At 64.8% G+C, this 20126-nt stretch carries 18 protein-coding genes; 9 read left to right on the top strand and 9 right to left on the bottom strand.

Annotated features, from left to right (window positions below; all coding sequences use genetic code 11):
• Positions 1 to 68: 68 nt before the first annotated feature.
• Positions 69 to 1301, bottom strand: a complete 1233-nt coding sequence (locus tag SM753_RS11860) for an MFS transporter (protein ID WP_323191753.1) — start codon at positions 1299 to 1301, stop codon at positions 69 to 71.
• 58 nt (positions 1302 to 1359) lie between these two features.
• On the opposite strand from SM753_RS11860, the gene SM753_RS11865 reads away from it, so the two are divergent.
• From SM753_RS11865 to SM753_RS11885, 5 genes are all read left to right on the top strand, one after another.
• On the top strand, positions 1360 to 2832 hold the full coding sequence (locus SM753_RS11865) for a TIGR00366 family protein (RefSeq protein WP_323191754.1): 1473 nt from the start codon (positions 1360 to 1362) through the stop codon (positions 2830 to 2832).
• A 162-nt stretch (positions 2833 to 2994) separates the two neighbouring features.
• On the top strand, positions 2995 to 3849 hold the full coding sequence (locus SM753_RS11870) for an ABC transporter permease (RefSeq protein ID WP_323191755.1): 855 nt from the start codon (positions 2995 to 2997) through the stop codon (positions 3847 to 3849).
• Positions 3846 to 4748, top strand: coding sequence for an ABC transporter ATP-binding protein (locus SM753_RS11875; protein WP_323191756.1), 903 nt, complete (start codon positions 3846 to 3848; stop codon positions 4746 to 4748). The genes SM753_RS11870 and SM753_RS11875 overlap by 4 nt, the downstream gene beginning before the upstream one ends.
• Positions 4749 to 4894: 146 nt before the next feature.
• A complete protein-coding gene (locus tag SM753_RS11880; RefSeq protein ID WP_138796804.1) occupies positions 4895 to 5515 on the top strand; it encodes a hypothetical protein in 621 nt (206 codons plus the stop codon).
• A 4-nt stretch (positions 5516 to 5519) separates the two neighbouring features.
• On the top strand, positions 5520 to 5807 hold the full coding sequence (locus SM753_RS11885; RefSeq protein WP_135533649.1) for a transcriptional regulator: 288 nt from the start codon (positions 5520 to 5522) through the stop codon (positions 5805 to 5807).
• A gap of 44 nt (positions 5808 to 5851) precedes the next feature.
• Here the strand turns inward: SM753_RS11885 and SM753_RS11890 are convergent, their stop codons facing one another.
• The 3 genes from SM753_RS11890 to dnaJ form a co-directional block, all read right to left on the bottom strand.
• A complete protein-coding gene (locus SM753_RS11890; RefSeq protein WP_323191757.1) occupies positions 5852 to 6586 on the bottom strand; it encodes a hypothetical protein in 735 nt (244 codons plus the stop codon).
• A 42-nt stretch (positions 6587 to 6628) separates the two neighbouring features.
• Complete coding sequence (locus SM753_RS11895; RefSeq protein WP_135533647.1) at positions 6629 to 7138, bottom strand: hypothetical protein; 510 nt, start codon at positions 7136 to 7138, stop codon at positions 6629 to 6631.
• Between the two features lie 110 nt (positions 7139 to 7248).
• Positions 7249 to 8415, bottom strand: a complete 1167-nt coding sequence (gene dnaJ / locus SM753_RS11900; RefSeq protein WP_323191758.1) for a molecular chaperone DnaJ — start codon at positions 8413 to 8415, stop codon at positions 7249 to 7251.
• Between the two features lie 129 nt (positions 8416 to 8544).
• On the opposite strand from dnaJ, the gene SM753_RS11905 reads away from it, so the two are divergent.
• Positions 8545 to 10323 (top strand): Rieske 2Fe-2S domain-containing protein, encoded by a 1779-nt coding sequence (locus SM753_RS11905; protein ID WP_323191759.1) that lies wholly within the window; start codon positions 8545 to 8547, stop codon positions 10321 to 10323.
• 40 nt (positions 10324 to 10363) lie between these two features.
• Here the strand turns inward: SM753_RS11905 and SM753_RS11910 are convergent, their stop codons facing one another.
• Together SM753_RS11910 and SM753_RS11915 are read right to left on the bottom strand one after the other, a co-directional pair.
• Positions 10364 to 11371, bottom strand: coding sequence for a sodium:calcium antiporter (locus SM753_RS11910; RefSeq protein ID WP_323191760.1), 1008 nt, complete (start codon positions 11369 to 11371; stop codon positions 10364 to 10366).
• Positions 11372 to 11523: 152 nt separating this feature from the next.
• A complete protein-coding gene (locus SM753_RS11915) occupies positions 11524 to 12093 on the bottom strand; it encodes a hypothetical protein (RefSeq protein WP_323191761.1) in 570 nt (189 codons plus the stop codon).
• 114 nt (positions 12094 to 12207) lie between these two features.
• Between SM753_RS11915 and SM753_RS11920 the strand changes: the two genes are divergently transcribed.
• Complete coding sequence (locus SM753_RS11920) at positions 12208 to 13005, top strand: DNA polymerase sliding clamp (RefSeq protein ID WP_323191762.1); 798 nt, start codon at positions 12208 to 12210, stop codon at positions 13003 to 13005.
• A gap of 276 nt (positions 13006 to 13281) precedes the next feature.
• Here the strand turns inward: SM753_RS11920 and dnaK are convergent, their stop codons facing one another.
• Both dnaK and grpE read right to left on the bottom strand, forming a co-directional pair.
• On the bottom strand, positions 13282 to 15177 hold the full coding sequence (dnaK, locus tag SM753_RS11925) for a molecular chaperone DnaK (RefSeq protein WP_323191763.1): 1896 nt from the start codon (positions 15175 to 15177) through the stop codon (positions 13282 to 13284).
• Between the two features lie 133 nt (positions 15178 to 15310).
• The gene (gene grpE, locus SM753_RS11930; protein ID WP_369335350.1) at positions 15311 to 16309 is read right to left on the bottom strand and encodes a nucleotide exchange factor GrpE; all 999 of its coding nucleotides are present in this window, start codon (positions 16307 to 16309) and stop codon (positions 15311 to 15313) included.
• Between the two features lie 161 nt (positions 16310 to 16470).
• Between grpE and SM753_RS11935 the strand changes: the two genes are divergently transcribed.
• Positions 16471 to 17811, top strand: a complete 1341-nt coding sequence (locus SM753_RS11935; protein ID WP_323191764.1) for a DEAD/DEAH box helicase family protein — start codon at positions 16471 to 16473, stop codon at positions 17809 to 17811.
• 136 nt (positions 17812 to 17947) lie between these two features.
• Here the strand turns inward: SM753_RS11935 and SM753_RS11940 are convergent, their stop codons facing one another.
• Positions 17948 to 18403 carry a hypothetical protein gene (locus SM753_RS11940; RefSeq protein ID WP_323191765.1) on the bottom strand — a complete coding sequence of 152 codons (456 nt, stop codon included), beginning with the start codon at positions 18401 to 18403 and terminating at the stop codon, positions 17948 to 17950.
• 83 nt (positions 18404 to 18486) lie between these two features.
• Here SM753_RS11940 and SM753_RS11945 point away from each other — a divergent pair, with 83 nt between their 5' ends.
• Positions 18487 to 19998: a DUF790 family protein gene (locus SM753_RS11945; protein WP_323191766.1), complete on the top strand. Its 1512-nt coding sequence runs from the start codon at positions 18487 to 18489 to the stop codon at positions 19996 to 19998.
• Positions 19999 to 20126 lie beyond the last annotated feature (128 nt).

Genomic DNA, 20126 nt, shown 5'->3' on the forward strand with positions numbered 1-20126 from the left:
TTCTGTTTCATCACATCTCCATATAAATTCATGTGGGGTATGGAGGTATACTATTGGCTGTCCCTGTTTCAGCTAGTTCGTGGGGCCGTTCGCGCCGCGGCGACCAGCCCGGTCCCGACCAGTCCGACCGCACCAGCGGCGACGAACGCCGGCGCGTAGGTGCCCGTCGCGTCGAACGTCAGTCCGGCCGCCCAGGGTGCGACCAGACCCGACACGGCGAACGAGAGCGAGACGAGGCCGAAGACCGCGTTCGGGTTCGCGGTCCCGAACAGGTCCGTCGTCAGCGGCGAGAGGAGTGCCCCGTTCCCCCCGTAGGCCACACCGTAGACGACGGCGAATGCGTACAGTCCTACCGCCGATTCGACAAGCGGCAGTGCGAGCGTCGACGCGCCCATCGCCGCCGAGCACGCGACGAACGTCCGGTGTCGACCGACCCTGTCCGCACCCCACCCCACGGCGATCCGGGCGACGCTCGTGGTCGCGCCGATAACGGCCAGCGCGAGCGCACCGGCTCGCTCCCCGATGCCGACCGCGCCGGCGTGGGCGACCACGTGAACGAAGACGACGTACAGCGTCGCGTAGACCAACACCCACCCGACGAACACGAGCAGGAACGTCCGCGAGGCCGCGACTGCGACGACCTCGTCGCGATAGACTGACCAGTCCGTGGGCGGGCGTTCCGGGTACCCCGTCGGGAACTCCACGCTCGCGTCGATACCTTGACTCGGGGGGTCGTCTGCGACCAGTGTCACTGCCACCGCCAGCAGGAGCGCCGCACCGAGAGCCACCGCCAGCAGGGCCGCCCGCCACCCGGCCGATGAGACGAGGACGCTCGCTGCCGGTGCGACCACGAGCATCCCGACGCCGAGACCGGCAGTCGCCACGCCGGCCGCGAGGCCGCGGCGTCGCCGGAACCACCGTGGGACGGTGGCGTACGAGACGACGTACACCGCGCCGAGGCCGACCGCCGTCAGCACTCCGTAGCTGAGAAGCAACGTCGGAAGCGACCGCGCCCGCGTCGCGAGCAGAGTCCCCGCGACGAAGAGGCCGCCGCCCAGCCCCAGCAACCGCCGGACGCCGTATCGGTCGGCCAGAACGCCGATCCCGGCGGCTGAGACGTAGATGACTGCCGTCTGGACGGAGAACACGAGCGACACGTCGGCGCGAGACAGTCCCAGATCGCGCTGGATCGGTTCCAGAAACACGCTGTACGAGTACGAGACGCCGAAGACGACGAGCGCGCCCAGGAAACACCCGGCGACGACCGACCACCCGCGGTAGACCCTCGCGCTATCGACCATCTATCCGACCGTGGTCTCGAAAAGATTTAAAACTATTATTGTTGCCCTTTTACTAGGTATGTCAACTGATACCACTTCAGCGGACGGCGAAAACGCGATAGAGCGTGCGGGGCGGCGACTGGCGGACGTCGTCGAACGGTGGATGCCGAGTCCGTTCCTGTTCGCGATCATCCTGACGTACGTGGTGTTCGTCGTCGGGATCGCGGTCGAGAACACCGGCCCCTTCGAGATGGTCGAATTCTGGGTCGACGGGTTCTGGGCCTTCCTCACGTTCGCGATGCAGATGGTACTCATCCTCATGACCGGTTTCGTGATAGCGTATCACCCACGGGTCAACGACCTGCTCCAGCGATTGGCGGCGATACCGAACGACGGCAAGCAGGCAGTCGTTCTCGTCGGCGTGTTCGCGATGGTGCTAGGGTGGATCCACTGGGGACTGAGTCTTATCGTCGGCGCTATCTTCGCCCGCGAGATGGGCAAGGCCGCCCACGAACGGGGAATCGAGGTCCACTACCCGCTGTTGTGCGTGGCGGGGTACATGGGTCTCGGCCTGACGTGGCACTGGGGTCTGTCCGGGTCCGCCCCGTTGCTTCTCAACACGCCGGGCAACGAGTTCGTCGAACTCGATATCCTCGGCGGTGTCGTCCCCACCAGCCAAACCATATTCAGCGCGTACGCGCTGACCTTGACCGCCCTCTCGATCCTCTTCGCAGCGGCCGTACTGTACCTGTTGACGCCTGGTCCGGAACGGTCCGAGGGCATCACGGAGTTCGTTCCGGAGACCGAACTGTTCGGCACGATATCAGACGGCGGCGAGCGGTCCGACGGTCCGGAAGCCTCCTCTGAGGACCGCTCTGACGGGGGCGAGGCGGTCGACGACGAGTCGGCCGCTGCCGAACCGGTCCCCGCCGAACGGATCGACAACAGCCGTATCCTGGGCGGAGTGATCGCGCTGACCGGCGTCGCGATGGTCGTCTACACGCTGGCAACCCAGGGGCTAGACGGGTGGAACCTCAACGTCGTCAACTTCGCGTTCCTGTTTTCCGGCCTGTTGATCTACCAGCGCCCGGCGCTCTACCGCGAGCGGTTCGGCGAGGCCGCGGAGGCCGCCGCCGGCATCATTCTGCTGTTTCCCTTCTTCGCGGGTATCCAGGGGATGATGAACGCGTCCGGCCTCTCCGAGACTATCGCCGAAACGCTGTTCGCGGTGTCGACACCGGCGACGTACCCCGTCATCGCCTGGATCACCGGCGCAGTCGTGAACATGTTCGTCCCCTCCGGCGGCGGCGAGTGGATAGTCATCGGACCGTCCGTGATCGAGGCGGCACAGGACCTCGGCGTTCCGGTCGGCAAGGCGACGATGGCCTACGCCGTCGGCGACGCTCACACGAACCTGTTCAACCCGTTCTGGGCGATCCCGCTACTCGCTATCACGGGCATCAAAGCCCGCGAGATGTTCGGCTACGCCATCGCGATGCTCATCGCGCTGATCCCCTTCCTCGCCGTCGTGTTGTTTGTCCTGCCGTACTGATCGAGGGCGTGCCGTTTTCTCTCGGCGACGCGTCGTCGACCGCTCCCATTGCTTCTGGCGCGACGAAACCGCCCGTAGCGCCGCTGATAGCCTACTTTGTAGAACAAAGTAGATTACAGCACAAACTTTATTGTGAGCCAGACCGATCGTGACGGTAGGCTCATGGCAGTGGAAACGTACGAGACATCGCACGACGGCGGGTGGGCCAGCCAGGTCCACGCGTTCACGGAACGATACCTGCGGGAGATAGCCCGGAGTCGCGTAATGCTGGCCTGGTCGGTCGGCTTTCCCGCTGTGTTTTACCTCCTGAACCTCGCGCTGTTTATCGATCTGAGCACCGTTCCCGACGAACTTCTCGGCCAGGTGAAAGGTGCGGTCGTGATCGGGTTCGGGACGTTCACAACGATCATCGTCTGCATCAGCGTGTTCGCGCAGTTACTGGTCAACGACATCGAGGCCGGTCGGTACGAGCAGTTCCGGTCGCTTCCCGTCTCACCCACTGCCGACCTGGTCGGTCGCATTCTGGCCGGCGTGATAGTCGCGCTCTCGGCGTTTCTCGTGATGCTCGGCATCGGCGTCCTGACCGGTGCCGAGTACGGCCTCCGCGACCCTGCATCGTTACCGCTCGCGTTGGGGGCGTTCATCGCTTTCGCGGTCCCCTGGCTGACGCTCGGACTCCTTCTCGGGGCTGTCCTGAGTGACGCCCGCTACGCGACTGTCATCTCGACCGTCGCCGCGCTGGTGCTTTACTTCGTTACGGGGTTCAACGGTGCCGAACCGTCCATGTTCGCCGCCGACGCGACGCTTCTCAACTACCTCCCGAACACCCTTCCCAACCGGTTTCTCAACTATCATCTAACGACTATCTCGAACTGGGGGGCGTCCGGCATGACGCCGCCGCCGGTGCCGGCCGGTCCCCGGTGGGTCGGTCTGCTCGCGGCGTACGGTGCTGGGAGCTTCCTCCTGGCACTCGGGATCATGCGTCGTCTGATCTACAAACGGGGTGTTCTGCCGTGAGTACCCCCGCGCTCCGCGCCGAAGGCGTCCGGAAGTCGTTCGGCAACGACGGCGTCGTCGACGACGTCGACCTCTCCGTCGAACCCGGCGAGATCCTACTGCTCATGGGCCCGAACGGAGTCGGTAAGACCGTGCTGCTGTCGTGTCTCGCCGGGAGTTCGCGACCCTCCTCGGGAACGGTGACAGTCGACGGACGAACTATCGGCGAGGACGGCGGCGAGACGCTGAGTTTCATGCTGCAAAACGCGATGAGTATCGGACGCCTCACCGGACGGGAGAACGCTCGGTTCTACTCGCGTCTGCATCCTCGCTTTACCGACCGCTGGCGTGAGGACGTCGCGGCGTTCGAACTCGAAGACGACCTCGACAAACTCGTCGAGAACTACTCGGAGGGGATGACCCGGAAACTCGAACTCGCACTCACGCTCAGCGTCGACGTGCCGCTCTACCTGCTCGATGAACCCACGGCCGGTATCGACCTCGCGATGCTCCAGCGCTTCCACGACCGCATCCTCGACGCCAACGACGAGGGCAAGACCTTCGTCATCGCGAGCCACCGTCCACAGGACGCCGAACTGGCCGACCGTATCGCGTTCATGGTCGACGGGACGGTGACCGCGACCGGTCCTCCGGACGAACTGCTTGCGTCGGTACCGCCTGTCGTCCGCGTTGCCGGACCGCGTGCGGCCACCGCCGCGAAGGACCACTTCGTCGGTGGCGAACTGTTTCACGCCGGAGCGGAGGCCCGCGGGTTCCTCGACCCGGAGAGCGACGTAAGCGACATCAAAGCCGTCCTGGCCGACGCCGAGTCCTCCGGTAGCGCCCGTGTGACGACAGCGGATCCGACGTACACCGACCTGTTCAACTACCACGTCCACCTCGACGGCGAGACGAACTGATAGGCGACGACGGCTGCGACCGCGGCCACGGTCGATCCCCGCGTCCGTGTTTTCTGGGTGGGCCGCGGCGTCGTGTCAGGTCGATCGAAGCGGAACAATCATACTGCGTCCCCCGCAACCTCCGGCGAAGCGACTGACGGCACATCATGTCAGAACAGGACGTCGACCCCCAGGACCTGCAGCGCGAACTGGACCAGATCAAGGGCGCGATGGGAATCGAGGAGCGATACCCCGGCCAGCGCCGGATGTGGCTGGTCTACGGCGTCGTCATCGGTCTCACGGCCATCATCACGAACGTCGCGTTCACCGCCGACCTGCCCAACGCCGCGTACATCGCTCTCTGGTACGGCATGGTCGGCGTCATCGCGGTAGCACAGTGGCGACTCGTCTCGAATGCGTCGACCGAACGCTCCTCGTCGGGGCTCGACTGGTGGATCCTTCTGACCGCGCTGATAGTTTCGCTCCACGCCATGTGGACCTCGCTGGGGCCGCTGATAGCCGAAAACTCCACTGGTGCCGCCCGCGGCGCGCACTACTTCAGTCACGTGCTGATCTTTCTCGGACTCGGACTGCTCGTCGCCGGGAACATACTCAAAGCCGAACGGATCCGGCGGCGCGACAGGTTACCGTTCTACGCGGGCGGGGTCTGGATGCTCGTACTGGGTGCGCTGTTACCCCACTCTCGATACCTCCAGCTAACCGGCTACGCGCTGTTCGGTGTCCTGTTTCTGATCCACTCTGTCGCCGCGTACGCGCTGACCAAGTGAGCCCATGGAGTTCGACAAACTCGTCCACCAGCCGACTCGGTTGCAGATATTCGCCTACCTCTACCGACACGGCGAGACAGGGTTCACCGAACTACAGGAGGAACTCGGGATCACGGAAGGGAATCTGGCCAGTCACCTCGGCACGATGGAGGACTCGGACGCCGTCGCAGTCGAGAAGGAGTTCGTCGACCGCAAACCGAAGACGACCTACCGGCTGACCGACGGGGGCGAGACGGCCTTCGAAGACCACATCGACAGGTTAGAGGCACTGATCGATGGGTTAGACGAGTGACCGCGCGGTGACGGCGTCGCGCGTCCTCGACCGTTCTGCGGCGACTACCGCGGTCGCGCTTCCTCGACCGGGATCGCCCGGTCGCTCTGGTCGTCTCCCGCGACGGAGGCCGTCGCGTCCACCTTCGTGCCGTCCGCGCCGTCGAACGCTATTGCCCCGCCGACGAGCAACGGCGCGACGACGCCCGCGACGACAGTGCCCGGGTCGGAAAACGGCGCGCGAACGGCGACGCGGTCGTCCGCGGTCAGTTCGTAGCCGTCGACGATCCGCTCCGCCGCCTCGAACAGGTCGCGGTGGGAGTAGGTCGCGTCACCCGTCGTCAACACCGGCGCGGTCGGGTCCCGTTCGACCGGAGGGAACGACGGGTTCTCGCTCCAGACGTCCCGCTCGAAGTGCGCCACGGCCGGGTCCGAAGGTTCCGTCCCGTAGCCGACGCGGTTCGTTCCGGCGGGTACCGCGGCGTCGTCGGCATCGGCCCCCGGGAGGACGAGCGCCTGGAGGTTGCTCGTCTCGCCGTCGTTCCAGCGTGAGACGCTGTCGAACAACGTCACGCCGCCCAGTAGCGCAGTGCCGAGAAACGAGAGTAGCGCTTGCGGGGCCTCGTCGTCGGCGACGAACACCGTAACGCTCTCCCTGACACCCTGGTGGCGCAGGAAGTTGCCCGTCTTCCAGGCCGTCGTACAGAAGCGGTGGTAGTCGTACGTCGGCCCGTCAGCTATCGAGAGCGCGGTCGCCTCGCTCCGCCGGTCACGAGCGACCAGATCGTCGAGCGTCTCCATGCCTGCGGCTTGGGACGGGGCCGAGAAAAGCGCGCCGGGACGCTACCGCGGTTCAGTCTGCTCGGCGACGCGGTCGGAACGCGTGACGCGTCGGCAGTCGAACAGTTGTTCCAGGGTTCGTAGTTCGTCCGGCCGTAGCCGATGCGTGTCGACAGTACAGACGAGTTGGGTACCGTCGTCGGCAATGCGACGGTGGAGCAGGTCGAAGAAGGCGAAAAGCGGGAAGAGGTCGCACTCCGGAACGAGTCCCGGGAGTTCGTCGATGGCAACCCAGACGCCCGCATCGTTCGCCTCCTCGATCGCCTCTGACACCGAAACGCCCAGTTCCGAGAGCCCCATCGACCCCCCTCCCCCCTCGGCCGGATCGATGGTGACGAGTTCCGCAGTACGGCCCCGATACCAGGACCCGACGGTAGTGGCCGCCTGCTCCGGTGCGACAGCGACGACTGTCTCGCACTGGGAGAGCGCGTCGAACGCCAGTTCTCGCTGCCCCGTACCGGACGGTCCGGCGACGAGGAAACTCTGCTCCGACGACGGGTCCGGTTCGTGCATGTACTGTGACATCCGGCAGCAGGTGATCCGGAACCACCTACCTTTGTTACACGTCGCCTAACGGACAGTAGAGAGCATCAAACCGGGGATCGTGACGGCGGCTGAGGCGTTCAAAACGAGTTCTTGATCTTCTCGAAGAACCCCTGTTCGACATCTATCTCCTCGCCTCCGGCCTCGGCGAACGCTTCGAGCGCCTCGCGCTGTTCCTCGTTCAGGCTCTCCGGCGTCACTACCTGCACCGTGACGTAGAGGTTGCCGTGGCCGCGCCGACGGAGGCGGGGCATCCCCTTCCCTTCCAGCTGGAACGTCTCTCCGCTCTGGGTTCCCGCGTCCACGTCGAGTTCGACGTCGCCCTCCATCGTCGGAACCGTGACCGTGTCGCCGAACGCCGCCTGCGGGAACGAGATTGCGTGGTGGTAGCGGAGGTCGTCGCCGTCGCGTTCGAAGTCGGGGTGGTCGGCGACGGACACCTCGATCAGGAGGTCGCCGTTCGGCCCGCCGTTCTCGCCCGGCGCGCCTTCGCCTTCCATCCGGAGGGTCTGTCCGTCGCGGATCCCTGGGGGGACCTCGACCGACAGGGACGCTTCGCGGCGGACCTTCCCCTGGCCGCGGCAGTCGCTACAGGTCTCCTCGTAGAGTTCGCCCTCGCCCTCGCACTGAGGACAGGTCGTCGTCTGCTGGACGCGGCCCAGCGGCGTCTGTTGAACCTGCGTCGTCTGCCCGCGACCGTTACACTCGGGGCAGGTCTGACTCTCGGTTCCCGGCGGATGACCCTCGCCGTTACAGGTGTCACAGCGCTCCGGTCGGCGAACGGTGACTGCCTTTTCGACGCCCTCGTACGCGTCTTCGAGGTCTATCTGGAGGCGCGTCCGCAGGTCCGACCCCTGTCGCGGTCGGTCGCGTCTGCCGCCGCCGCCGCTGCCGCCGAAGAACTGCTCGAAGATGTCGCCCATGCCGCCCGCGCCCCCACCGCCGCCGAACGGGCCGCCGCCACCGCCGAAGGGTCCGCCAGCGCCCCCGCCGCGGCCTTCGTCGAACCCGCCGCGTTTCTCGGCCTGTTCGAACCGCTCGTGGCCCATGCGGTCGTACGCGCGGCGCTTCTCCTCGTCGGTGAGCACTTCCTTCGCCTTCTTGGCTTTCTTGAACTTCTCCTCGGCGTTCGGTTCGTCGCTGACGTCCGGGTGGTACTTGCTCGCCATCTCGCGGTAGGCCTTCTGTATCTCCTCCTCGGACGCGTCCGTACTCACGCCGAGAACATCGTAGAAATCCTCGCTCATCAGTTGAGCGATCCTATACGGTTGAGCTACTTGAAAAGACTGGCTCGGGACCGTCAGGAGAATTGTCAAAGTCTCTACGTAAACGCCCTTCAGGGAACCTTGATATCCGTCTTTGCGGTATGGTGACGTATGGCAACCGAATCAGCAGAGTACGTCCGCGTCGCCGACCACGACGACCTCGTCGAGGAGGGTCGGGCGGTGACCACGGTCGAGGGACAACCGATGGCGCTGTTCCACCACGAGGGGGAGATCCGCGCCGTGAACAACCGCTGTCCGCACATGGGGTTCCCGCTGGCGAAAGGGACCGTCGAGGACGGGATACTCACCTGCCACTGGCATCACGCGAGGTTCGAACTCTCCTGCGGCGACACGTTCGACCCGTGGGCCGACGACGTCCAGACGTACCCGGTCGAGGTCCGGGACGGCGACGTGTACGTAGACCCGTATCCTGAACCCGACGAACCGCCGGTCGAACACTGGCAGAACCGTCTGGAAGCCGGACTCCGCGACGACCTCCGCCTCGTCATCGCCAAATCCGTCATCGGCCTGCTTGCGGACGACACCGACGAGCATAGCTCGTCGAGCCCCGGGACATCGTCCCGGCACGTCCCGTACACAGACCTCGTCAGAATCGGACTGGAGTTCGGCACGGAGTATCGCGCTGACGGGTGGGGGCCGGGCCTCGTCATCCTCGGCGCGATGGCGAACGTGTACGACGACGTTCGCCCCGAGGACCGCCGCCGGGCGCTCTACCGGGGTTTGCTCGAAGTCGCGGACGACACCAGCGGCGAACCGCCGCGGTTCGAACAACCGACGTTTTCCAACCCCGACCTCTCGAAGGACCGCCTGAAACAGTGGTTCCGGAAAACCGTCGAAGTACGCGACGACGACGGCGCGGAGCGCTGCCTCCGCACCGCCGTGGCGACGCTCGACCCGCCGGAAATCGCGGAGATACTTTACGCCGCGGGCACCGACCACGTCTACCTCGACTCCGGCCACACGCTCGATTTCGTCAACAAGGCGCTGGAGACCCTCGACCACGTCGGGTGGGAGCACGCCGAGCAGGCCGTTCCGACGCTCGTCCCGCGGTTCACGCAGGCGCGCCGCAGCGAGGAGCAGTCCGAGTGGCGACAGCCGATCGATCTGGGCGAACTGGTGTTCGAGTTTCACGGCGACCTCCCCGACCTGCTCGACGCGCGGGACGCCGGCGGCTGGGAACCGCAAGCGGGGTTCGTCGACAGGTTGCTCTCCGACGACCCGCACGATATCGTCGACGCCGTTCGCGGGGCTATCCGGAACGGCGCGACCGCCGAGCAACTGGCCTCTCGCGTCACGTTCGCGGCGGCGACGCGGGTCGTTCAGTTCGCGACCACCAACGAGTTCAACGATTGGAACACGGTCCATCACACGTTCAGCTACTGCAACGGCGTCCACGGTGGGGCCCGGCGCGTCGACGCGCCCGCGCTCTACCGCGGTGCGCTCCACGGCGCGATGAGCGTCTACCTCGACCGCTTCCTCAACACGCCGCCCGCGCCGATACCGGACGGCGACCCCGACGCGGACCCGGAAACAATCCCCGAGAAACTGCTGGAGACGTTCGACAAGGAGGGCGAAGTCGACACCGCCGGCCGACTCGTCGCGGACTACCTCGCGGCCGACGGCGACCCCGCCGCGCTCAAGGCGACGCTCGGGCGGGGACTCCTCCGTGAGGACGCCGGGTTCCACACGCTCCAGCACGTCGAAGCCGGGTTCGAGCAGTTCGACCTCGCGGACGACCCCGACGAAGCGAGCGTGTATCTGATGGCCCCGGCGCGCTACATGGCCGCGCACTTCCCCACGCGGCGCTCGGCCGAGCAGACGTTCACCATCGCCGAGCGACTCCACCAGGGGGAGCGGATCCACAAGTAACGACGACCTTTGTCACCTTCGGGGGTGAACTGTTTTCCCTTTAGATCCCCTGTACGGTTTCGATGAGGCCGACCGATTCGAGGACCATCCACGCGAGAAACAGCGCGTACAGGCCCAGGAAGCCAATGGCCTCGTTGTCGGTCAGTTCGAGATCCGTGCGGGTGAACACGATGAAAACGATAGTCGCGAACGCGAGAAACCCCATCGTCGGGATCGCCGCGAGGAAGTTGATAGTCGCCGATCCAGCTAGGAGGACGCCGACGGGGATGGCGACGAGCAGGTTGAACGTGTTGCTCCCGAGGACGTTCGTGAGACTGGTGACGTCCTCGCCGTTCGCGGCGGCGCGAACGCTGACGAACGCGTCGGGAAGGCTCGTCGCCGCGGCGATGACGGTTATCCCCCACAGGAAACTCGGCGTGTCGAAGATCGCTCCGAGAGTGAGCGCCGCCCGGATTATCCCTTCGACGCCGACTGCGATGAGGACCAGCGCCCCCGCGAGCGTCGCCCATTCCCGAAGCAGATTCACGTCGACGACCTCGGTAGCCGCGTGGTCGCTTGCGTCCTGCTGGTGGAGGAAGACGTAGACGCCGTACGTGGCGAGCGGAATGGCGGCGAGCGGCGGCGTGAGTATCGCGGCCCCGTTCGTCCCGCCGGGAACGTACGTCGCTCCGAGCGCGAACACGATAAAGAGGACGAGAACGCTGATGATGTAAAACTGGGCGTCCTTGTGGACGATGTCGCGGGTCGCTTCGAGTTGGTCGCTAAACAGCGCGGAGAGCGCCGGGATCACGAGGAGGTTGAAGATGGCGCTCCCGACGATGGCCCCGACGCCGAGGGAGAACTCGCCGTGGACCAGCGTGCTGATCACGACAGAACTCAGTTCGGGAAAGCTCGACCCGACGGCGACGACGATAGCGCCGTGTACGGCGACGGGCAACCCGTAGTACTTGCTGAGGCGTTCAGATGACCCTTCGAGGAGTTCGCTCCCCTTCCAGATGACGCCCGTCGCGACCACTGCAAGTGCAAGCGAGACGAGGATGCCGTTCATCTGTTGGTATTTGTCGGTTCCCAGTGAAAGACGTGTTCCATGCGACCGTTGAATGAGGGGGCGACCGGATACCGAGCCGGTCGTTTCCTCCAGAGACGCGGAGAGAGCATCTCAGTTGTCAACACCGTCGTGCTGACCCTCTCCGCCAGGGCTCAGAAATTCGTCACCTTGGACTGTATCCGTCCGTCGTCGATCTCGGATGTCACAGCATCGGAGTCACCGAAATACCGCGCCAGTTCGTCCATCCGGACCTCGTCGCTGTCGTGTAAATACGCGATCTCGGTGAGCGATAGCTCTTCGCCGCTATCCAGCTTGTTCCGTAACTGCTCGACGGTGAGACTCCGGAAAGTCAGGTCGAAATCGACGGTCGCGACGCGTTCGTCCGTCGCCTCGGCGACGTTGATCCCCTCTTTCAACACCGTTTCGAAGTCGAGTTCGGTATCGCCCGTCGCCTGATACAGAAAGGCGACGGCCGACACCAGCGCATCGAACGCTTCGGTCCCCTCCGTCTCAGCCAGCCGCTTCTCGAAGATGAGTTTCCGGTCGTGGTCCGTCAGTTCGCCGACGACGAGTTCGAAATCGAGAACGGCGTCGTAGATCCGGTCTCGGATCCGGGCTCGGGTGTTTCGCTCCGATTGCACGGTGGCGAGATCCGCCTCGCCGCGGAGGTACGCTCTGTCCGCCTGACTGAGAATACCGCGGTCACGACTATCTCCGTTCATAACCGGATACAGATTATAAGAATGCGTTCACACATATATAGATAACCTATTCTAGATTATCCACTAGATATCTTACAAAGTTATTATGTTTAGGGGTGCCGTCACGAGATTAGTATGACCGAACCGGAAACCGAAACTCGAACTGCCAATCACTCGAATCAGGCCTTCCATGCGATCGTACGCGCCGACACGATACAGCGGAGCATCGCGCTCGTCCACGCGCTGGTTGACGAGTGTCGCCTCCACCTCGACGCGGACGGGGTTCGGATCACAGCTATCGATCCCGCGACTGTGGCGGCGGTCGACCTGGAGTTGGGGAGCGCCGCGTTCGAGTCGTACGAGGCCACCGGCGGCCGTCTCGGCGTCGATCTCACGCGCCTCGACGAGATAGTCGGGCTCGCCGACCGCGACCAGTTCGTGCGGTTCGAACTCGACGCCGAGACGCGAACCCTACAGATCACGATCGACGATCTCGAATACACGCTGGGGCTTCTCGATCCCGAAACGATCCGGTCGCCGCCCGACCGGACGGATCTCGCCCTCGATTCCCCCGGAGAGGTCGTTCTCGCAGCAGAACAGATCGGCCGCGCCGTCAAGGCAGGGGAGATGGTCTCCGACCAGATCGCCTTCGGTATCGACGAATCTGCGGAAACGTTCTACGCGGAGGCTGAGGGCGACACCGACGACGTGTCGCTTGCGCAGGACGCGAACGAACTCGTCGAGTTTTCGCCGGCGGACGCACACTCGCTGTTCTCAGTAGAGTATCTGGCGGCTATCAATCGAGAGATGCCCAACGGAACGGAAGTCGACGTCCAGATCGGCACCGAGGAACCGCTCGTCGCCGATTTCGAGTTCGCCGAGGGCGACGGTTCCGTCACATATCTGGTCTCTCCTCGCATCGCGAACTACTGATACTGTCGGGCGAAGCCCACGAAGAACTTCGACACCCTGGAACGTCGAATCTCGTCACGAAGTTCTATCCGACAGTATGACGCCTCCGCGGCGATATCGGAAAGGACGACTCGCTACTGCTCGTCGTCGTCGCCTAACTGAAAAAGTTCGCTCCGCTCACGTTTTCAGACTCGGAAGCATCGGAGATGCTTCCAGCCTTCGGTCGCTCGTTTCTCTCACTCCCGAAGACACCGGGAGAGCAAAGCTCTCCCGAGCCGACGAGAACGACTCGACTCGCTACTGCTCGTCGTCGTCGTTCTCGTCGACGTCTTCGAAGTCCGCGTCGACGAACTCCTCGTCGTCGCCGGGCGCGCCGCCGGGGCCGCCCGCGGGACCGCCGGCCGGGCCGCCGCCCATTCCGCCAGCGCCGCCTGCGCCGGCCTGGGCCTGCTGCTGGTACATCTGCTTGCCGATCTCCTGAAGTTCCTTGCTCAGGGTCTCGGTAGCGTCCTCGATTTCCTCCTTGGAGGCGTCGTCGTCTTCGAGGGTGGCTTCGACGTTCTCGATCTCGGCTTCGATCGCTTCGCGGAGTTCCGCGTCGACTTCGTCCTCGTTCTCTTCCAGCAGGGTCTGTGCGCGCTGGACCGACGCTTCGGCCTCGTTACGGGCCTCGATGCGCTCGCGGCGGCGCTCGTCCTCTTCGGCGTGTTCCTCGGCTTCCTCCTGCATCTCCTCGATCTGTTCGTCGGACAGTCCGGCACCGCCCTCGATGGTGATCTCCTCGCTCTCGCCGGAGCCCTGGTCCTTGGCGGAGACGTTGACGATGCCGTTCTCGTCGATGGAGAACGTCACCTCGATCTGCGGCGTCCCTGCGGGGGCCGGCGGGATGCCGGTCAGGTGGAACTCGCCGAGCAGTTCGTTCTCCTCGGCTATCTCGCGTTCGCCCTGGAACACGCGGACCTGGACGGAGGTCTGGTTGTCCGCCGCGGTCGTGAAGATCTTCGACTCCTCGGTCGGGATCGTCGTGTTCTTCTCGATGAGGCGCTCGAACAGACCGCCCTTGACCTCGATACCGAGAGAAAGCGGCGTCACGTCGAGCAGAACGATGTCGTCGACGTCGCCGGAGAGGACGCCGCCTTGGATTGCCGCGCCCAGTGCAACCGCCTCGTCCGGGTTGACGTTTTTCTTCGGTTCCTGACCGGTGAGTGACTCGACTTGCTCCTCGACCTGCGGCATTCGGGTCGACCCGCCGACGAGCAGCACCTCGTCGATGTCGCTCTCGTCGTAGCCGGCGTCTTCGAGGGCCTGCTCCGTCGGACCGACCGTCCGCTCGATGAGGTCAGACGTGAGCGACTCGAACTTCGCGCGAGTCATCGACTTTTCGAGGTGGATGGGGCCGTCGTCGGTCGCCGTGATGAACGGCAGATTTATCTCGGTTTCCTTGCGCGATGAGAGTTCGATCTTCGCCTCCTCGGCGGCGTCTTTCAGTCGCTGGAGAGCCTGGCGGTCCTCGCGCAGGTCGATGCCGTGTTCGTCCTCGAACTCGTCGGCGAGCCAGTCGATAATAGCGCCGTCCCAGTCGTCACCGCCGAGGTCGTTGTCGCCGTTCGTCGCGACGACTTCGTAGACGCCGCCGCCGAGATCGAGAATAGAGACGTCGAACGTTCCGCCACCGAGGTCGTAGACGAGGACGGTCTGGTCGGACTCGTCGTCGAGACCGTACGCCATCGAGGCGGCCGTCGGTTCGTTGACGATCCGGTCTACTTCGAAGCCGGCTATCTCGCCGGCGTCTTTCGTCGCCTGACGCTGGCGGTCGTTGAAGTACGCCGGGACCGTGATGACGGCCTTCTCGATCTCGTCGCCGAGATACTCCTCGGCGTCTCGTTTGATCTTCTGAAGGATCATCGCCGAGAGTTCTTCCGGCGTGTACTCCTCGCCGTCTATCTCGACGGTGTAGTCCTCCTCCCCCATGTGGCGCTTGATGGACTGGATCGTCCGTTCCGGGTTCTGGACGGCCTGGTTCTTCGCTGGCTTTCCGATGAGTCGCTCGCCGTCGTCGGAGAACGAGACGACGGAGGGCGTCGTTCGTTCCCCTTCGCTGTTGACGATGATCTCCGGGTCACCGCCTTCCATCACTGCGAACGCACTGTTTGTCGTACCCAAGTCTATTCCGAGAATCTTGTTACTCGCCATCTTGAACAGTACTTGCTCACTCGTTGGTTTAAACCTTGCTACACACCCTGAACTGCCGAATAAAACTACGACGCAGCGTCTGGATTAAAGAAATCCGTGGGGAGTCGAACCCCCTCGACTTATATACGCGCTGTCAGTTGTCGCTCCCGTCTATCGCGTCGCTAATCTGGTTGTCGCTCGCCTCCGAAACGTCGCCGGTCCCTCGCTCGTCCGCGTCGTCGGACCCTTCGATTTCGCCGCCGAGTTCGATCGCTTCTGCCTCCTCGTCGGCGTCCACCTCGCCGCCGTCCGTTTTCTCGACGGAATCGCCGTTCGAGTCGGACGGTTCGCTCTCGTCGGCGTCCGGATCTGCCTCGACGTCGGCACTCCCGCCGCTCCCGTCGCTGACGGTGACCTGCGCCGTTTCGAGGACTTTCTCGCCCATCTCGTAGCCGGGTTTGTACACCTCGGCGATGGTGTCTTCCGGTTGGTCGCTCTCGACGCGCATCATCACCTCGTGTCGCTGGGGGTCGACCGCCTCGCCCGGTTCCGGGTCGACTTCGGAGACGTTCTCCCCGTCGAGCACGCGGTCGAACTCCTTCAGCGTCATTTTCACGCCCTCGCGGATGCTCTCGACGTCGTCGTGGTCCTCGTCTACGGCCCGCTTCAGGTTGTCCCGAACGTCGAGTAGTCGCTCGACGAGGTCCTCAGTCGCGCGGTCGCGGATCTGGTCCTGGCGCTTCTTCGCGCGTTTCTTGTAGTTCTGAAAGTCCGCCTGCTTGCGTTTCAGGCGGTCCTCTAGGTCCTCGATCTCCTCGTCGCGCTCCTCGGTCGCGGACTCCAGTTCGTCCACCCGTTCGTCGAGTTCGACCGCTTTCGAAAGCAGTGCGCCGACCTCCGCTCCGAGTTCGTCGTCGTACTCGGCGACCCTGTCCGGGAGGTCACTCAGCGTCGGTTCTGCCCCTCCGAGTTCGCGGTCCGTCGATTCGGACTCTGCCGGTGCTGACCGCTCCGGTTCAGACTCTATCGGTTCCGATCCCACCGATTCGGACTCCGTCGCTTCGGCGTCTTCCGGTTCCGTCTCCGCGTCTTCCGTCTCGGCGCCGGGGTCTCGTTCCCCCGTCGTGGCGTCCGGTCCCTCGTCTTCGCTCATTGCCCGAACGAAGACGGCCGGCGGGTTTAATACTTCATACTGACGGCCGTAAGTCATCGCCCGCTGTCGCAGAGACGCCTGTGGACTCTCCGGTCCGGGGAGGGCCGACACGTCAGAACCGGACGGGGACCGATTTAAACCAGTAGCGCCAACGAGCGGGCGTGGCCGCACTCACGCTTCGCTACGAGAACGGGACCGTTCGGATCGAGGGTGACGGGTGGTGTCCGCCGTTCGTCGAGAGCGACCCGCGGTCGGAAACCCGCCGCGCACCGGGATTCCGCTACGCCGACCTGCTGGCGGGCCTCGACGGTCGCGGCGTCACGTACGAGGACCGCGTGCTCGATGTCGACCCGCTGTCGAACCTCGACTCCGCGTACGAACTCCGGGCGTATCAGGCCGACGCGCTGGACGCCTGGCGGGATGCGGACGAACGCGGCGTCCTCGAACTGCCCACCGGCAGCGGAAAGACGGTCATCGCGATCAAAGCGCTCGAAGCCCTCTCGGTTCCGACGCTCGTCGTCGCCCCGACTATCGACCTGGTGACGCAGTGGCGGCGCGAACTGGAAACCGAGTTCGACCGCCCCGTCGGACAGCTCGGCGGCGGCGAGCAGCGGCTGGAACCGCTTACAGTCTCGACGTACGACTCGGCGTACCTGCGGGCCGACGACATCGGTAACCGCTTCGGCTTCGTCGTCTTCGACGAAGTGCACCACCTCGGCGGCGAGGGGTACCGCGAGATAGCTCGGCTCCTCCCCGCACCGCCGCGGATTGGACTGACGGCGACGTTCGAGCGACCGGACGACGCCCACGAGGTGATAGAGGAACTCATCGGTCCCGTCGTCTACCGCATCTCGCCGGAGGAACTCGCCGGCGACCACCTCGCGCCGTACGACGTCAAGCGGATATCCGTCTCGCTCAGCGACGCCGAGCGCGAGGAGTACGAGCGCCAGCAGGACGTTTTCACGGATTACCTCGTGCGGTCGAACATACAGATGCGAAGCGGGAGCGACTATCAGGAACTCGTCAAGCGCTCCGGGAACGACCCGGAGGCCCGCGAGGCGTTACTGGCCAAGCAACGCGCTCGCGAGATCATGATGGGTAGCGAGCGGAAAGTCGACCGTCTCGCCGATATCCTCGACGACCACCGCGAGGACCGCGTCATCCTGTTTACGGCCCACAACGACCTCGCCTACCGCATCTCGGAGCGGTTCCTGATCCCGGCGGTGACCCACCGCACGAGCGCCGCCGAGCGACGCGAGATCATCGAGCGGTTCCGCGACGGCACTTACTCGCGCATCGTCACGTCGAACGTGTTAGACGAGGGCGTCGACGTGCCGGATGCGAACGTCGCCGTGGTGCTCTCCGGCAGCGGCAGCGAGCGGGAGTTCACGCAGCGTCTCGGACGGATCCTGCGCCCGAAAGCGGACGGAGGGCGAGCGCTCCTCTACGAGATTGTGAGCGAGGAAACGGCGGAGGAGCGCGTGGCTTCTCGCCGTCGATGACCTTGTGTCATCGGAACGTGAGAAGTCACGTGCTTAGCGTGGCCTCTCGCCGCCGATGAGTTTGTCTCAGCGGAACGTGAGAGGACGCGCTGAGCTTGCGTATCGTCGGAGTACGGCTTCGGCAGCAGAGACGAACTCACTCCTCGATGGGCTCCCAGTTCGGGGCGATCCGCTTACTGTCCGCTTCGAGATATTCGCTGCGCTTTATGTCGAACACGAACTCGTAGGTCTCGCGCTCGCCGGGGTCGAGGCGGACAGTCTCTCGTTCGGCGTAGGTCGTTTCGTCGACGACCACTTTGAAGACGAGAACGGCCGCCTGGGGTTCTTCGGTCTCGTTCGTGACGGTAGACGTGACCGAGAGGTACCCGTCGTCCGTCTCGCCGTAATCCGTGGCGACGAAGGTAAAACCGTCCCCGGGAGAGGCTGTCGCAGTCAGATTGAGGGTGACGTTCCCCGACTCGGACGCGGTGGGGTAGTCGTCGGATTTGGGCGGCCCCTCGCGTGCCGACCACTCGTCGCGGTTCTTGCCACACCCCGCGAGCCCCGCAACGCCAGCGACGCCGAGCGCCCGGAGGAGTTCCCGCCGTTTCATATCCGCCACGTGGTAGCAGGGGGACGTATGCTTTGCGACCCGGACCGACCGCTTTTGACGCTGGCGCGTCGACTACCGGTCGGATGCTGACGAAGGACCTGCTTCGAGTCTCGCGCGCCGGCGGGGGCTACCGACCGCAGTTCGCCGGCCGCGAGCACAGACCGCTCGCCGCGAAAGTTCTCGGAACCTATCAGGGCCACGTCGGCGAGCAACGGAGCGACCTGCAGGACGCCCTGACCGACCTCGAACGCGAGAGCGAGGATTTCAAACTCGTCCGCGGCTTCGCGAAACTGCTGGAGCGGGAGGCGACGTTCGAAACGCGCGCGGGCGTCGACCCGGAGCGGGCGCGTCGGGAAACGTTCGCCGCCGCGGAGGCGGTCGGCGTGGTCGCTGAAGCGGAGCGAGACGCGGCGCTGTCCCAATCCGCGGAGTCGCTGGGTGCGGACCCCGCAACGGTCGAGACGGCGCTTTACGCAGACCGGGAGGACCGCCAGGTGCTCGCGTCGTTCGACGCGCGTTGGGACCCGGACGACCTGATCGCGCAGTACAACCTCTCGGTGGCCCAGACGGCCCTGTTCGACGCGACGGAGGTCCGCGTGCGTTCCTCGGACCCGAAGGCGCTCGTTTCCGCGGTAAAGCGCCTCCGCCTGATGTACGAGGTGTTGCGAACCGACTCGGGCGAGCGCGAGGTAGTCGTCACCGGGCCGACCCGCCTGTTCCGGTCGACGCGGCGCTACGGGACGCGGTTCGCTCGCTTGCTTCGCACCGTCGCGAAGGCTCGGGAGTGGCAACTGACCGCGACGATAGACGACCGGGGCACGGAGCGGGAGCTATCGCTGTCCGATTCCGACCCCGTTCGGCCCCTCGACGTGGAACCGGTGACCGACGTCACCTACGACAGCGGCGTCGAGGCGGACTTCGCGACGCGGTTCGAATCACTGGACCTGGACTGGAACCTCGTCCGCGAACCGGAGCCGCTGGCGGCCGGATCCCGCGTGATGATCCCGGATTTCGCGTTCGAGTACGAGCACGCGAACTTCCGTCTGTTCTTCGAGATAATGGGGTTCTGGACCCCCGAGTACGTCGAGAAGAAACTGTCACAGATGGACGCCGTCGAGGACGTGGAACTGCTCGTCGCCGCCGACGAGAGCCTCGGTGTCGGCGAGGCGATCGAGGCGAGAGACCATCGAGCGATCCTCTACTCCGGGACCGTCCGAATCAAGGATGTCCGTGACGCACTCCGACGGTACGAAACCGACCTCGTGGCCGAGAGTGCGGCGGCGCTCCCCGACGAACTCGTCCCCGAAGAGGACGTAGTGACGCTGGAAACGCTCGCCGACCGCCACGGCGTCAGCGAGGCGGCGATAGAGGGCAAGGCGTTTCCCGACCACGAGCGAGTCGGACGGACGCTGGTCCACCCGTCGGTGCTGTCGGACCTCCGCGAGCGGATCGAGGCCGGGATGGAACTCGACGAGGCAACCGCCGTACTCGAGGAGGCTGGTATCACCGACGCCAGCGCGGCGCTCGCGACCCTCGGTTACCGCGTCGAGTGGACTGGACTCGGCGGCGGAACGGTCCGCGAACGGTCCGAGTGACCCCGGCAGGTATAGGGAAGAACGTGGTTCGCTTTTCCCATGCTTGAGGACCGCTGTGGGTACGTACACGACGTCACAGCGATTCCAAACGTCGGTGAGACGACCTGCTGGCGTCCCACCTGGGGAGA

Source organism: Halostella sp. PRR32 (assembly GCF_034808085.1).
GTDB classification, from domain to species: domain Archaea; phylum Halobacteriota; class Halobacteria; order Halobacteriales; family Natronoarchaeaceae; genus Halostella; species Halostella pelagica.